Annotated in this window: 11 protein-coding genes; 3 read left to right on the top strand and 8 right to left on the bottom strand. The window is 70.2% G+C overall.

The features are described 5' to 3' along the window. Window positions 1-102: 102 nt before the first annotated feature. Window positions 103-2,013 (bottom strand): ABC transporter ATP-binding protein, encoded by a 1,911-nt coding sequence (locus KME78_RS49380; protein ID WP_219536936.1) that lies wholly within the window; start codon window positions 2,011-2,013, stop codon window positions 103-105. Window positions 2,014-2,392: 379 nt separating this feature from the next. On the opposite strand from KME78_RS49380, the gene KME78_RS49375 reads away from it, so the two are divergent. The 3 genes from KME78_RS49375 to KME78_RS49365 all read left to right on the top strand — a co-directional run bounded on the left by KME78_RS49375 (window position 2,393) and on the right by KME78_RS49365 (window position 5,593). Then, entirely contained in the window at window positions 2,393-3,412 is a 1,020-nt protein-coding gene (locus tag KME78_RS49375) for a 3-oxoacyl-[acyl-carrier-protein] synthase III C-terminal domain-containing protein (RefSeq protein WP_219536935.1), read from the top strand. 62 nt (window positions 3,413-3,474) lie between these two features. After that, window positions 3,475-5,355 carry an HAD-IIIC family phosphatase gene (locus tag KME78_RS49370; protein WP_219536934.1) on the top strand — a complete coding sequence of 627 codons (1,881 nt, stop codon included), beginning with the start codon at window positions 3,475-3,477 and terminating at the stop codon, window positions 5,353-5,355. After that, a complete protein-coding gene (locus KME78_RS49365) occupies window positions 5,342-5,593 on the top strand; it encodes an acyl carrier protein (protein ID WP_219536933.1) in 252 nt (83 codons plus the stop codon). The genes KME78_RS49370 and KME78_RS49365 overlap by 14 nt, the downstream gene beginning before the upstream one ends. Here the strand turns inward: KME78_RS49365 and KME78_RS49360 are convergent. From KME78_RS49360 to dpgD, 7 genes are read right to left on the bottom strand one after another with little or no spacing between them, the layout of a single operon-like run. Next, the gene (locus KME78_RS49360) at window positions 5,573-6,817 is read right to left on the bottom strand and encodes a cytochrome P450 family protein (RefSeq protein ID WP_219536932.1); all 1,245 of its coding nucleotides are present in this window, start codon (window positions 6,815-6,817) and stop codon (window positions 5,573-5,575) included. The two genes, KME78_RS49365 and KME78_RS49360, sit on opposite strands and share 21 nt — an antisense overlap. 37 nt (window positions 6,818-6,854) lie before the next feature. Then, a complete protein-coding gene (locus tag KME78_RS49355) occupies window positions 6,855-8,162 on the bottom strand; it encodes a cation:proton antiporter (RefSeq protein WP_219536931.1) in 1,308 nt (435 codons plus the stop codon). Between the two features lie 7 nt (window positions 8,163-8,169). After that, the gene (gene vioD / locus KME78_RS49350) at window positions 8,170-9,285 is read right to left on the bottom strand and encodes a capreomycidine synthase (RefSeq protein WP_219536930.1); all 1,116 of its coding nucleotides are present in this window, start codon (window positions 9,283-9,285) and stop codon (window positions 8,170-8,172) included. Window positions 9,286-9,291: 6 nt separating this feature from the next. Further along, entirely contained in the window at window positions 9,292-10,116 is an 825-nt protein-coding gene (locus tag KME78_RS49345; protein WP_219536929.1) for an alpha/beta fold hydrolase, read from the bottom strand. Continuing rightward, complete coding sequence (locus KME78_RS49340; RefSeq protein WP_219536928.1) at window positions 10,113-10,334, bottom strand: MbtH family protein; 222 nt, start codon at window positions 10,332-10,334, stop codon at window positions 10,113-10,115. The genes KME78_RS49345 and KME78_RS49340 overlap by 4 nt, the downstream gene beginning before the upstream one ends. A 38-nt stretch (window positions 10,335-10,372) precedes the next feature. After that, window positions 10,373-11,956, bottom strand: a complete 1,584-nt coding sequence (locus tag KME78_RS49335) for an MBL fold metallo-hydrolase (RefSeq protein ID WP_219536927.1) — start codon at window positions 11,954-11,956, stop codon at window positions 10,373-10,375. A gap of 25 nt (window positions 11,957-11,981) precedes the next feature. After that, window positions 11,982-12,812 carry an enoyl-CoA-hydratase DpgD gene (dpgD, locus tag KME78_RS49330; RefSeq protein ID WP_219536926.1) on the bottom strand — a complete coding sequence of 277 codons (831 nt, stop codon included), beginning with the start codon at window positions 12,810-12,812 and terminating at the stop codon, window positions 11,982-11,984. Window positions 12,813-12,840: the final 28 nt, after the last annotated feature.

Genomic DNA, 12,840 nt, shown 5'->3' with positions numbered 1-12,840 from the left:
ACAATCAGTTACTGGACCAAACTCAGGCAGCAGACGCTCATCAGCTGGAGCCCCTGACATACGAATCCCGCAGGACACCGGTGCCGGTGCCCTGCGGGATCTTCACAGAGCGCCGGTATCCGGCATGTCCGGGACGACCGGCGGTCGCACCCGGTCCCCGACCAGGGCCACCCCATTGAGGCTGTCTTCGAGGAACCCGCTCGCCTGCATGGTGAACAGCTCGGCATAGAGCCCGTCGGCCGCCATCAGGGAGTCGTGGTCGCCGTGTTCGACGATCTGGCCGTCATGCAGCACGATGATCCGGTCCGCCGTACGTACCGTGGAGAAGCGGTGGGAGATGAGCAGGACCGTCCGGTTGGCGTACAGGTCGCGGACACTCTCGAAGAGCGCGCGCTCGGCTCGGGCGTCGAGGGAGGCGCTGGGCTCGTCGAGGATCACCAGCGGTGCGTCCCGGAAGAACGCCCGCGCGAGCGCGACCCGCTGCCACTGCCCGAGCGAGAGGTCCTGCCCCTCGCTGAACTGCGGCGACAGGATCGTCTCGTACGAGTTCGGGAGCTTGGCCAGGAATCCGTCCGCGCCCGCGGCCCGTGCGGCCGCCCGGACGTCGTCCATGCCGACCTGCTTCTCCGCCGACCCCAGGCGGATGTTCTCCTCGGCCGGCAGGGCATAGCGGATGAAGTTCTGGAAGAGCACGGCGACCGACTCGCGCCACGACTTCGCCTCGATGCCGCTCAGGGCGACGCCGTCGACCAGGATCGCGCCCTCGCTCGGCGGGTAGAGGCCGGCGAGGAGCTTGGCGAGCGTGGTCTTGCCCGAACCGTTCTCGCCGACGAGGGCGATGACCTCGCCCGCGTTGATCGTCAGCGACACCCCGTCCAGTGCCCGCCGGCGCGAGCCCCGGTAGGCGAACGCGACGTCGCGCACCTCGATCCGGTCGAACGAGCCCGCGTACGGCGTCCCGGTCACTTCCCTGGCCAGCGCCGGCTCCATGGCCAGGAAGTCCTTCAGATCCCGGATCAGCGGCGCGGACTCGAAGAACTCGTTGGTGCCCATCACGGTGTCCTGCAGCCGCTGGCTGAGCAGGAGCAGGATGCCCGCCACCGTCGCCGTCTCGGCCAAGGTGAGGACGCCCGACAGGTTCAGCATGATCAGGATGCCGGCCGTGAGCGCGACCACGGCGTTGCTGCCGATCGAGGCGATCAGCTGCGAACGGAACCGCTTGCTCAGCATCCTCAGCATGAGATTCAGGCGGTGGGACATGACGTCATGCCAGCGCGTGGTGAGATAGCGCGCGGTGTTGAACGCGCGGATCTCCTGGGCGGGCTCTCGGGCGGTCAGCAACTCGAACAGGTAGTTGCGGTTGCGGTCGGTGGGCGTGGTCTGCCGGATGAAGTCGAAGTGCTGCTCGCCGCCGCGCACGCCGCCGATCCAGATGGGCACCACGACCACCGCGGCGACCAGGGCGATCCACACGTTCACGGTCACCAGCGCCACCCAGCTACCGGCGACGGTGAACAGCGCCTGCCCGATCCTGATGAGGTTGTGCACCATCTGGGCGGGGCGCACGGCCGCGCTGGCGGAGGCCCGCTGCAGCCGGTCATGGAAGGTGGAGTCGTCGAAGTCGTCGAGCTCTGCCAGGGAGGCCACCTTGAGGATCTCGCCGCTCACGTACATGCTCGTACGCTCGCTCAGGATGATGCGGCGGTTGTTGATGAACGCCTGGCTGATGACGATGGCGACATTGGCGCACAGGAAGACCGTCACGGCGCCCAGGAGCCCGCTGGTGCCCGCTCCGTCGTTCGCCTTGATCAGGTTGGACAGCACCTGCTGCACCTGGATGAGCGCGGCGAAGACACCGATGCCCTGGATCACATCGGCGATCATCACGAAGGAGAAGTCACGCGGGCTCGCCTTCTTGACGATGCCCACCGCGCCCGCCACCAGCCGGATGGTGTCGCGGAACTTGGGCCGCTGCGGCTTGGGGGGTGGCGGGACGTCCGGCGGGGCGGTCATTTGCGCCCGGCCAGAGGATTAACCAAGATTCCAGTCGTGCAATGCATTGAATTCTCCGCATTGTGCGATAGTCGCTGGACATTGGCATGCATGTGATTTGATAAAGCCTAGACCTCGGCCCGAGAACAATGCAAACTCTAATCCCACGATAAATTCAGGAATATTATCGGCGGGTTGCTGGCGGACCGCTGGAGGATATGTGGAACGGCGCTAGCGCATTTCTGTGGGCAGGAAATCGCCGCACTGTATGCCGCTTTCGCTCCACTTGCTTCCTCCCTATGCTGGGCAAACGTGCTGCCCAGGCCGGGAGGTGGCCACGATCGACGCACGCCGGATAAACGGCCGACGGCATTCTGCGCAACCCTTTGGAGGAATGGAGATGTCCTTCGGGATCTCGGCCATCGGCCGCGCGCTGGGCAAACCGATCGCCGTCACCGACATACTGGCGGACGGCGCGGGCGACAAGGCGCGCAGGAACCTCCAGGCAAAGGGCTACCGCCGGCTTTATCGCGCGGACGACGGCGTCGGCGTCTGTGACCTGGCCGCCGACGCCGCCGAGAGCGCCCTTGCCAAGGCGGGGGTGCGCCCGGGGCACGTCGACCTGGTCGTGCTGGCGATCTCCGACCTCGCCGAGTACCTCTACTGGGACGCGGCCGCCGCCGTGCAGGCCGCGATCGGTGCCCGGCGCGCCGAGGCGGTGCTCATGAACCAGGCGTGCAGCGCCGGGATCCTCGCCTTCGACACCGTTGCGGGAAAGCTCGCCACCCACCCGGACTACGAGACGGCGGTCGTGGTGACCGCGAACCGGGTGTGCGAGCCGTACTGGGACCGGGCCAGGACCGGCACGTCCGTCAGCTCGGACGGCGCGGTGGCCGCCGTGCTGCGCCGCGGCCATCCGCACTGCCGATGGCTGGTCACGGAGGTCATCACCGACGGCCGGTACGTCGACTTCATGCGCATGGAGGTGGGCGGCCAGGCGCGGCCGTTCTCCCCGGCCGGGCCCAAGCCCGAGATCCGGTCGCTGGTCGATCGGATGGACGCCTTCTTCGAGGGCGACGGGCAGGCGGCCTACCGGTTCTCCACGACGATGAGGGCCCGCAACCGCCTGGTGCTGGAGCGCGCCTGCGAGCGTGCCGGCGTGCCGTCCGGGTCGCTCGCCAAGATCATCTATCTCAACGACTCCATCAGCGCCTTCGGCGGGCTGGCCAAGGAGCTGGGCATCCCTCTTGACCGCACCAACGCCGAACTGGCGATGGACCACGGCCACTTCGGCACCGCCGACCAGCTCCTGTGCCTGGAGCGATACCTCGCCGACGGCGAGCTCAGGACCGGGGACACGGTCGCCCTGCTGAGCATGGGCAGCGGCATGCACTGGAGTTGCACGCTGCTCGCCGTCTGAGCGCCACCAGTGTCGGCTCGAACGTCCCCGCTCGAACCTACCGGCTCGAAGGAGAAGCAGACGTGAACGACCTGCTCGCCCGCGTGCGGCGGCTCGCCCTGCCGGGCGCGGAACCCGACCCGGAGCTGCTGGAGCTGCTGAGCCGCACGCCGGACCTCGCCGCCGCCAGGGAGGCGGGCCGGCTGCTGGCGAAGGTGCGCGCCTGTCTCGTCACGCCGCCGGGGCGCGCGCCGGACCGGCTCCGCGTCGCCGTCGCCGCCTCCTTCACCTGCGACGCCGTGCCCCCGCTGCTGCGGATCGAGCTGCTGCGGGCGGGCATCGACGCCGAGCTGCACGTGACGGGGGCCGACGAGCTGCTGATCGAGCTCACCGACCCGGGCTCGGGCCTGGCGGCCTTCGCCCCGCAGATCACGCTGTGCCTGCTGGACGAGGGGATGTTCCTGCCGTACGACGCCGACCCGGCGGACCTGGCCGGGCTCAGGGAGCAGGTCCTGGAGCGGGCCGAGCTGTTCCGTACCGCCCTGCGTGGCTTCCGCGCGCGGTCGGGGGAGTCCGTGCTCATCCACACGGTCCCGCTGCCCGCCTCCCGGCTGCGCTCCGTCATCGCGTACCGCTCGCGGGCGGCGCTCGGCGGGATCTGGCGCGCGCTCAACACCCGGCTGCTCGACCTCGCCGAGGAGCTCGAATCCGTGCACGTCATGGACCTGGAGTCGCTCCTGACCGACCACCCCGACCGGCTCAGGGACGAACGCCTCCACCACTTCGCCAGGATGGCCTGGTCGCCCTCCGTGGAACGGCTCTACGCCCAGGAGGCCGCGGGCTTCTGCCGGGCGGTGGCCGGACGCTCGGCCAAGTGCCTGGTCCTCGACCTGGACAACACGCTGTGGGGCGGCGTGCTCGGCGACGACGGGCCGGAGAACATCGAGGCCGGCCCCCTGTATCCCGGCAACGCCTACCTCGAGACGCAGCGGACGGCGCTGGCCCTGCGCCGCCAGGGCGTGCTGCTGGCCATCAGCAGCAAGAACGACCAGGCGCTGGTCACCAAGGTCTTCGACGAGCACCCCGCCTTCGCGCTGCGCAACGGCGACTTCGCCGCCTCGGCGGTCAACTGGGCGGACAAGGCGGGCAACATCGCCGCCCTGGCCGCCGAGCTCAACATCGGCCTGGACAGCGTCGTCTTCGCCGACGACAGCAGGTTCGAATGCGAGCAGGTACGCCACGCGCTGCCCGAGGTGACCGTGGTCCACCTGTCGGGCGACCCGTCGGAGCACGCTCGTCAGTTGCTCGCCGAGGGCCACTTCGACGTGCCGGCCACCACGTCCGCCGACCGGCAACGCACCGCGCTGTATCAGGCGCAAGTCCAGCGGCGGCACTGGGAGGCGGAGACCGAGGGGTCCCTGCGGCGATACCTGCACGGGCTCGATCTGCGGGTGACCGTACGGGCCGCCGACGACTACATGCTCCCGCGCATCCACCAGCTCGGGCTCCGGACGAACCAGTTCACGCTGCTCGGGCGGTCACACCCGGAGGCCAGGACCCGCGAGATGGCGGGCTCGGACGCCTGCCGCGTGCTGGGCTTCGAGGTCGCCGACAGGTTCGGGCCCGAGGGAGTGGTCGGCGCCGTGTGGATCAGCCGGGCCGCCGACCACTGGCTGCTCGAGAACTACGTCATGAGCTGCCGCGTCTTCTCGCGCGGCATCGAGTTCGCCGTCCTGCAGTCCGTCGTCGACCAGGCGCGGGCGGCGGGGGTCGCGCGGATCGAGGCCGACCACCGGCCGACCGGCAGGAACGGCCCGGCCCGGCGCTTCCTGCTGGAGGCGGGCTTCACCGCGGACCGCGAGGCGGAGGGACTGACGCGGTACGTGCTCCCGCTCGACCCGCCGCCCGCGCTGCACCCCGACTGGATCACCCTGGAGAGCGAGGACCGCCATGCCGTCGCATGAACTTCCCGAGGACCTGGCACGCATCGTCGCCGACGTCACCGACCTGCCGGCCGAGGCGATCACTCCCGGCTCCTGCTTCCAGGACCTGGGCGAATGGAGCAGCCTGGCGGCGCTGCGGCTCCTCACCGCCGTCGAGGAGCACTTCGGGATCCGCCTCGAGCTCCGCCGCTACCTGGACACCGAGACCGTCGGCGAACTGTCCGACATGATCGCGGGGTCAGCGGAGGCGGACCGGTAGTCTCGTCAGGCCGCGCAGGATGCTGTCGCCGCTCCCACGCCACCCCAGCTCCGCCGGGTCGACGGCGAGCGTGATGTCCGGGAACCGGCGGAGCAGCGAGCCGAAGGCGATCTGCCCTTCGAGCCTGGCCAGCGGCACCCCCAGGCAGAAGTGGACGCCGTGCCCGAACGCGACGTGCCCCACCTCCCCGCCGCCCGCGAAGCGGGTGATGTCGAACCGGTCGGCGTCCGGGAACCGCGCGCTGTCGCGGTCGGCCGAGTTGATCGACACGTACACGACCGACCCGGCCGGAATGGTGACGCCGCTGAATTCCACGTCCTCGGTGGACACCCGGATCGTGCTCCGCTCGACCGGCCCGTCGTAGCGGAGCATCTCCTCGATCGCCGGTCCCAGCAGGGAGGGGTCGGACTTCAGCAGGGCCAGCTGTTCCGGATGGGTCAGCAGCGCCAGCATGCCGTTGCCGATCAGATTCACCGTGGTCTCGTGACCGGCGATGGTCAGCAGCAGGGTCATGCCGATGAGTTCGAGCTCGGACAGGCCGTCACCGGCGCCGGCCCCGGCGATCAGGCTGGCCAGGAGGCCGGGCTGCTGCTCCGGGGGCAGGCCGGGATCGACGGCGGCCCGGATCTCGGCCAGTTGCTCGGTCACGTACGCGCGGAACTCCGTCGCCGCCGTCTTCCTGGCCAGCACGTCGTCCTCGGTGAACGTGGGCCGTTCCAGGGCGTCGGTCCAGGCGTGCAGCCGGTCACGGTCGGTCTCGGGCAGCCCGAGAAGCTCGCAGATGACGGTGACGGGAAGCGGGACCGCGAAGGCGGAGACCAGGTCGGCCTCGTCGCCGGCCGCCATCGCGTCCAGCAGCGCGTCGGTGATCTGCTGGACGCGCGGCCGCAGCGCCTCCACCCGCCCCCGGGTGAACGCCTTGCTGACCAGGCGCCGCTGGCGGGTGTGGTCGGGTGGGTCGCTGCTCAGCATGTTCTTGCCGGAGGGGCCCTCGCCCTCGGAAGCCGCGCCGATCCGGCGCAGCCACTCGGGGGTGTGCCGGGGCTCCTTGGACAGCCGGGGGTCGGTGAGCGCTGCCCGGGCGTCCTCGTAGCGGGTGATCAGCCAGAAGTCCGCGCCCATCGGCCCCCGCACGCGGTGCACGGGGGCGAGTTCGCGCAGCCGGGAGTAGATCGGGTAGGGGTTGGTCTGGAACTCCTGGGTCCACAGATCCACCGTCGTCATTGCTGCTCCTGTCACGACAGGCCCGCCGGGCTCCGGGTCACCCGGGCACGATGAGGCGTTCCCTCTGCTTCTCTTGCGTGGTGATGGCGATGTGGCGCACGGCGTACCGCAGCATGGGCGGTGCCATCAGCGACGTCGCGAGGGCGGTGAGGATCACGATCGTGTACATCGCGGAGTTGAGCACCCCGAGCCGCAGCCCGGTCATCGCGATGATGACCTCGATCACGCCGCGGGCGTTGAGCCCGGCCCCCAGCGCCAGCGCGGTCCAGTGGTCCAGCCGGGCGATCCGCGAGGTGAGGTAGACCCCGGCGAACTTCCCCGCCACCGCGACGGCGACCACGCCGACGGCCGCGAGCAGGATCGACGGCTGGGCCAGCGCGGTCAGATCCATCCGCAGCCCGGCGGCGGCGAAGAAGATCGGGGCCAGCACGGAGACGACCAGCGTGCGCAGCGGCGCTATCCGCTCACGGTCCACCCAGCCCGAGGAGCCGATGAGGATGCCGGCGAACAGCGTGCCCGCGACCCCCTCCATGCCCAGGGCCTGCGTGCCGGCGGCCGACGCGATCAGTACGACGGACACGACCGCCACCGTCACACCGCGCTCGGGGGACCGCGCGGCCGCCCGCAGCGCCGAGTTCACCAGATATCGCCCGGCGGTGGCGGCGAACAGCACCGCCAGCAGCAGGTACGCCACCGCCAACGCCACGTTCCCCGTCCGCACCCCTGTCGTGGCCATGGCGGAGACCACGGCCAGCAGCAGCCAGCCGACGACGTCGTCCACGGCCGCCGCACTGATGATCAACTGGCCGACGTCGCGGTGCATGAGGCGCAGCTCCATCAACGTCTTGGCGATCACCGGAATGGCGCTCACGCACAGCGCGACCCCCAGGAACCAGGCGAAGACGGTACGGTCGGAGCCCTGGGCCACCAGCGCGGCCGGCAACGCGTACCCCGTCGCGATGCCCAGTCCGAGCGGCACCAGCAGGCCGCCGACGCTGACCCACGCGGCGGCGACGCCCTTCTTCCTGATCAGAGCGAGGTCGATGTTCATCCCGGCGATGCCGACCAGCAGCAGCACCCCGATCTGCCCCACGGCGTCGACCAGATGCGTCTGCTCGGGGACGGCGGGGAAGATCCAGCTCGCCGGGCCGGGCAGGGCCCAGCCGAGCACGGAGGGGCCGAGCAGCACGCCCGCGCACAGCTCGCCCGCGATCGCGGGCATGCGCAGGCGGATCGCGAGCCGCCCCAGCAGCAGCCCCGCCCCCAGGAGGAGGAAGATCTGGACCAGGAACACCAGCAGCTGATGCCCGGGGATCGGCGCCATCGGCCCGGCCAGGAGGGTCATGATCGGTTCACCGCCGCCAGGAGGCCAGCGCGCCGGCCAGCCGATCGAGTCCCTGGGCGAGCTGGTCGGTCGGCCCGCCGAAGCCGAGCCTGATGTGACCTGGGCAGTCGAAGCACGCCCCGGGGATGACCAGCACCCCATGACGCTGGAAGAGCTCCTGGCAGAAATCCCAGGTGTCGTCCAGCTCCAGCAGCCGCGGGAACGCCGCGACCCCGGCGGCGGGCAGCGACAGGGACAGCAGGTCCCCATGGCGCTCCGCCCACTGCTTGACCATCTCCCGGTTGATCGCGGCCTGCTTGAGCCGCGGCTCGACGAAGGCGTCGGCGTTGCGCAGCACGCGCAGCGCCAGCAACTCGACCAGCGGCGACACGTGCAGCGTCGAGTAGTCCCTGATCCGCACGCAGTCCTCCAGCACTTCCGGTGGCGCCAGACACCAGCCGAACCGCAGGCCGGGCAGGCCGAACGCCTTGGAGAACGTGCCGAAGCCGATGCCTCGCTCGTAGCGGGTCGAGATGTCGGGAAGCGGGTCGCCGTCGTAGACCAGGCGGGCGAAGGCGGCGTCCCACAGCACGTACGCCCCGACCCGGCCCGCCAGGGCGATCAGGGCGTCCATCTCGGCCCGGCCGATGGTGCTGCCTGTCGGGTTCTGCGGGAAGTTCACGATGATGGCGCGGGTCTGCGGGGTGACCAGGGCCGCCAGCTCGTCCAGCGACGCCTGCCAGCCCCGCTCCTCCGCCAGCCGCCAGACCTTGGTCGTGCAGCCCAGCGCGATGGCGTACTCGACCAGCAGGTGATAGCCCGGCGCGACCACGATCACCTCGTCGCCGGGCCGCAGCAGCGCCATCATCACCAGGGAGATGGCCTCGCCCGAGCCGTTGGTGGTCATCACCTTGCCCGGATCGGCGCCCGGCTCCAGCGCCGCGACGGCGGAGCGGACCTCCGGGGCGCCCAGCGAGTAGCCGTCGTCGAACACCAGGTCGTCGATCTCCTCGCGGCTTATCCCGGCGATCGCGCGTAACTCGCTCATGGAGTAGGGCTGCACGCCGCTGGAGCTGATGTCGATCTCGGCCTGGAAGTAATAGTCGCGCAGCCAGTCTTCTAGAGGTGCCGAGCGAAGTTTCATGGGTCGTCAATCCGTCCGCTTGAGGAATTCGAGGATCGCCGCGTTGACCTCGTCCGGGCGTTCCAGGTGGCCGAAGTGCCCCGCTTTGTCGATCTCCACCACGTCACAGTCCGGGATCGCCGCGGCGACCTCCCGCCCGAGGTGCGGCGGGGCGATCAGGTCGTCGGAGAACGCGACGACCCGGCAAGGGGCGCTCACCGAGCGCAGGGCCGCCCGCTGGTCGTCGGGGCTCTCGGCCCAGACCTGGCGGGCGGCGGTCACTCTGTCGCTCTGGCTGTGCCGGAAGAGGTCCAGCCAGGGGGAGACGGCCGCGTCGTCGTTCAGCGTCACCGGCGAGAGCATCTCGAAGGCCATGACGGCCGCCTCGAAATCCCTCGGCAACGCGACGCCGCTCGCCGCCAGCGCCTGCCAAGCACGGGTGTGCTGCTCCCTGGTGGCATCCGAGCGCGCCTTGGTCGCGATCAGTACGGCGCACCTGACCAGCTCCGGATGGTGAATGGCCAGTTCCTGGGCGATCAGCGCGCCCAGTGAGTAGCCCACGATCCGGCACGGGCCAGTGCCCAGGGCCTCGATCAGGCCCTTGGTGTCGGCCACCATGTCGGCCAGCGCGTACTTCCCAACCGGCGCGTCCGAGGGCGTCAGCCCGCGATGGTTGAACGTGATGGCCTGGTACCCGGCGTGGGTGATGGCCGGCGTCTGGTGGAGCGTCCACACCCGGCCGCCGGCCCCGGAACCCATGATCATGAGCACCCGCTCGCCCCGGCCCCAGCGGTCGTAGGCGAGACGGATGCCATTGGTGAAGACGTACGGCATGACGGGGTCGCTCGTCATTTACCGTCGAGGGCCAGGCGCAGGCTCTTGGGCCGCATGTCGGTCCAGTTGGCCTCGATGTAGGCGTCGCACTCCTCCTTGGGAGCCGGGTCGCCGACCTCGTCCCAGCCGCTGGGGACCGGGAGGTCGGCCGGCCACAGGGAGTACTGCTCCTCGTGGTTGATCAGCACCTTGAAGCGGGCCTCGGGGTTCTCGAAGTCGAAGCTGGTCGTACGCATGGTGATCTCCTTTGTCTCTTTCCTTGGGGGTGTGGGTGCTACCAGCGCCATTCCTGCTGCTCCAGCAGGTGTCCGGCCTTGACGTCCTTGCTCGCGCACCACGTCAGGAACTCCCGGACCTGCTGGAGCTGAATGGATTCGGGGTTGTAGCTGGTGGCCATGACGTGGCCGAGCCAGCTCTCCTCGCCCATGGCGTACACGTACGCCTCGCGCGCGCCCAGTTCGGTGACGATCGCCCCGGCCTGCGCGGCGTTCGAGCCCGACAGCTTGCGCGAGTTGCTCATCTTCTTCGTCACCGGCCTGGTCAGCAGTGCCTTGTAGAGCCAGGTCAGCGGGGCGCCGTCGCACTCCATGCCGAGGAAGGCCAGGTCGGCGCTGCCGAGATGGGCCCGGATGTAGCGGTAGAGCGCCGGCTCGATGCCCGACGAGTCGGCGCCGATGAAGATCGACTTCCCGGCCATCTCGACCCAGTACGTCGACTTGGCGCGGATGTCCAGGTCGGCGTGCTCGCCGAGGAACGGCGTGGCCGTGACCTTGCCGCCGGGGAAGGGCACCTCGTCGAAGTCGTCGACCTCCAGCACCGGCAGGCCCAGGTGCCGCAGATAGAGGCCGAGCGACGGGTCGCACAGGTTGCCGCGGGAGGAGCGCGGCACCACGACCGTGCCCACCCTGCCGCGCAGCTGCAGCAGCGTCTCCAGCACGATGTGGTCCTGGTGCCCGTGGGTGATCAGCACCAGGTCGAGGTGATCGGGCAGGTCCGCCAGCGTGTACCTGCCGGTCGCGTTGGTGTCGGCGCTGATGAACGGGTCGGTGACGATGGCGGCCTCCGGCGTCTGGAGCACCAGGCAGGCATGACCGAAGTAGCGGATGCGGCCGCCGGCCTCGATGTGGCGGTCGGGCGCCTGGCTGGGCCGGTCCGTCAGCAAGGTCGCCAGCTGAGCGGCCTGCGCGTCGTCCAGCTCCAGGGCCTCACGCAGTCTGCTCAGGCTGGTGGGCCGGATCCGGGCCCCGAACAGCTCCTCCAGGCCCGGATGCCGGAACGGGACGCGCAGGTCCAGCACGTCGGGCGAGGCCAGCCGCGGCGTGCTCAGGATGAACGGCCGCTCGACACCCGGCTCGATCGACAGCTGCACCGACTGCCGGGCCTCGGTCCACGCCGCGCTCTCATAGACCAGCGGCTCCAGGAAGTGCAGCGACGGCTGGTTGCTGGTGTCGTAGGCGATCTCCACCAGGCCCGCGAGCTCGGGCGGCAGCTTCGGGTACAGGGGAGTCAGGTCGAACCCGGTGGCCCCCTGGCGGATCAGGTCCTCGGCCTTGGCGATGGCCTCGGCGAACCTGAGCAGGTCGGCCCGGTCCTTCTTGATCGAGTCGAGCAGCTCGCGGACCTCGGCCGCTCGCGCCTCCTCGATCCCGACGAAGTAGCCGCCCCGCATCTCGGGGTTCTGCGTCGCCGTCACATGCACGCGCGGCGACTGCAGGTAGGACTCCAGCAGGGGCACCTGCAGGAAGGCCAGGTTCATCGCGGCCTGCACCGGCGCCACGGTGAGCAGCCAGGCGTAGAAGCCGTCCACCAAGGGCTCAATGATGACATTTGGCCGTAGATAGTGCTGTTCGTCGCTCATAAGGGCTCCTTCCGGAGTTGAGGGATCATGTTCCGCTCCACATGGGTTCGCGTTTCTCGCTGAACGCCAGGGGGCCCTCGGTCGCGTCGCGGCTGCGCCTGCGCCGGGTCTCCCAGGGGTACGTGGTGTCGAAGGCCGCGTCGAGCGGCAGGTGGAGGGACCGGTGGACGGCCTCCTTGATGGCGCGCAGCGACAGCGGGGCGCAGCGCAGCAGGTCGTCGATCCACCCGGCGACGCACCGGTCCAGCTCCGCGGCCGGGACGACGTCATTGGCGAGCCCGTGCCGCAGAGCCAGATCGGCGGTCAGGTGGCGGCCGGTGAGCAGGTAGCCCATGGCCGTTTTGAGGGGGAGCTGCCTGGCCAGCCGGAACGCCCCGCCCGCGCCGGGGATCAGGCCCAGCCGCGCCTCGGGCAGCCCGAACACCGACCTGTCGGAGGCGACGATGATGTCGCAGGCCAGGGCGAGCTCGAAGCCGCCGCCCAGGGCGTACCCGTCGACCCGGGCGATCACCGGCGTGGTCAGGTCGAAGCGCTCGGTGAGCCGCGGCCAGCCGGGCTGTCCCCGGCTGCCGAACGTCGTCGCCGGGACTCCGGCCTGGTCCAGGCGCGCGCGTTCGCGCAGGTCCTGGCCGACCGAGAAGGCCCGCTCCCCGGCACCGGTGAGCACCGCCACCCGCACCGAGTCGTCGGCCTCGACGTCGTCCCAGATCTCGGCCAGTTCCTCGTGAGTGCGGGCGTCCATCGCGTTCAGCACGGCGGGCCGGTCGAGCGTGACCCAGGCCACCTGGTCCCGCTTCTCGTAGCGCACCCGCCTGTCGCGGCTGACCGGCGCGCGGCTCGTTGACCCGGTGCGCATTGGGTCGATGCTCGCCGGCTCGGTGCTC

Origin of the sequence: Nonomuraea guangzhouensis, assembly GCF_019396345.1 — a bacterium.
In the GTDB taxonomy this organism is placed as follows: Bacteria; Actinomycetota; Actinomycetes; order Streptosporangiales; family Streptosporangiaceae; genus Nonomuraea; species Nonomuraea guangzhouensis.
The sequence above is the reverse complement of the archived record's forward strand: the minus strand, read 5'-3'. Positions and strand labels throughout refer to the sequence as shown.

What these genes read in the sequence shown, in the direction of transcription:
- KME78_RS49380 (WP_219536936.1), bottom strand. Translation starts at nt 2,013, where the DNA reads ATGACCGCCCCGCCGGACGTCCCGCCACCCCCCAAGCCGCAGCGGCCC.
- KME78_RS49375 (WP_219536935.1), top strand. Translation starts at nt 2,393, where the DNA reads ATGTCCTTCGGGATCTCGGCCATCGGCCGCGCGCTGGGCAAACCGATC.
- KME78_RS49365 (WP_219536933.1), top strand. Translation starts at nt 5,342, where the DNA reads ATGCCGTCGCATGAACTTCCCGAGGACCTGGCACGCATCGTCGCCGAC.
- KME78_RS49360 (WP_219536932.1), bottom strand. Translation starts at nt 6,817, where the DNA reads ATGACGACGGTGGATCTGTGGACCCAGGAGTTCCAGACCAACCCCTAC.
- KME78_RS49355 (WP_219536931.1), bottom strand. Translation starts at nt 8,162, where the DNA reads ATGACCCTCCTGGCCGGGCCGATGGCGCCGATCCCCGGGCATCAGCTG.
- vioD (WP_219536930.1), bottom strand. Translation starts at nt 9,285, where the DNA reads ATGAAACTTCGCTCGGCACCTCTAGAAGACTGGCTGCGCGACTATTAC.
- KME78_RS49345 (WP_219536929.1), bottom strand. Translation starts at nt 10,116, where the DNA reads ATGACGAGCGACCCCGTCATGCCGTACGTCTTCACCAATGGCATCCGT.
- KME78_RS49340 (WP_219536928.1), bottom strand. Translation starts at nt 10,334, where the DNA reads ATGCGTACGACCAGCTTCGACTTCGAGAACCCCGAGGCCCGCTTCAAG.
- KME78_RS49335 (WP_219536927.1), bottom strand. Translation starts at nt 11,956, where the DNA reads ATGAGCGACGAACAGCACTATCTACGGCCAAATGTCATCATTGAGCCC.
- dpgD (WP_219536926.1), bottom strand. Translation starts at nt 12,812, where the DNA reads ATGCGCACCGGGTCAACGAGCCGCGCGCCGGTCAGCCGCGACAGGCGG.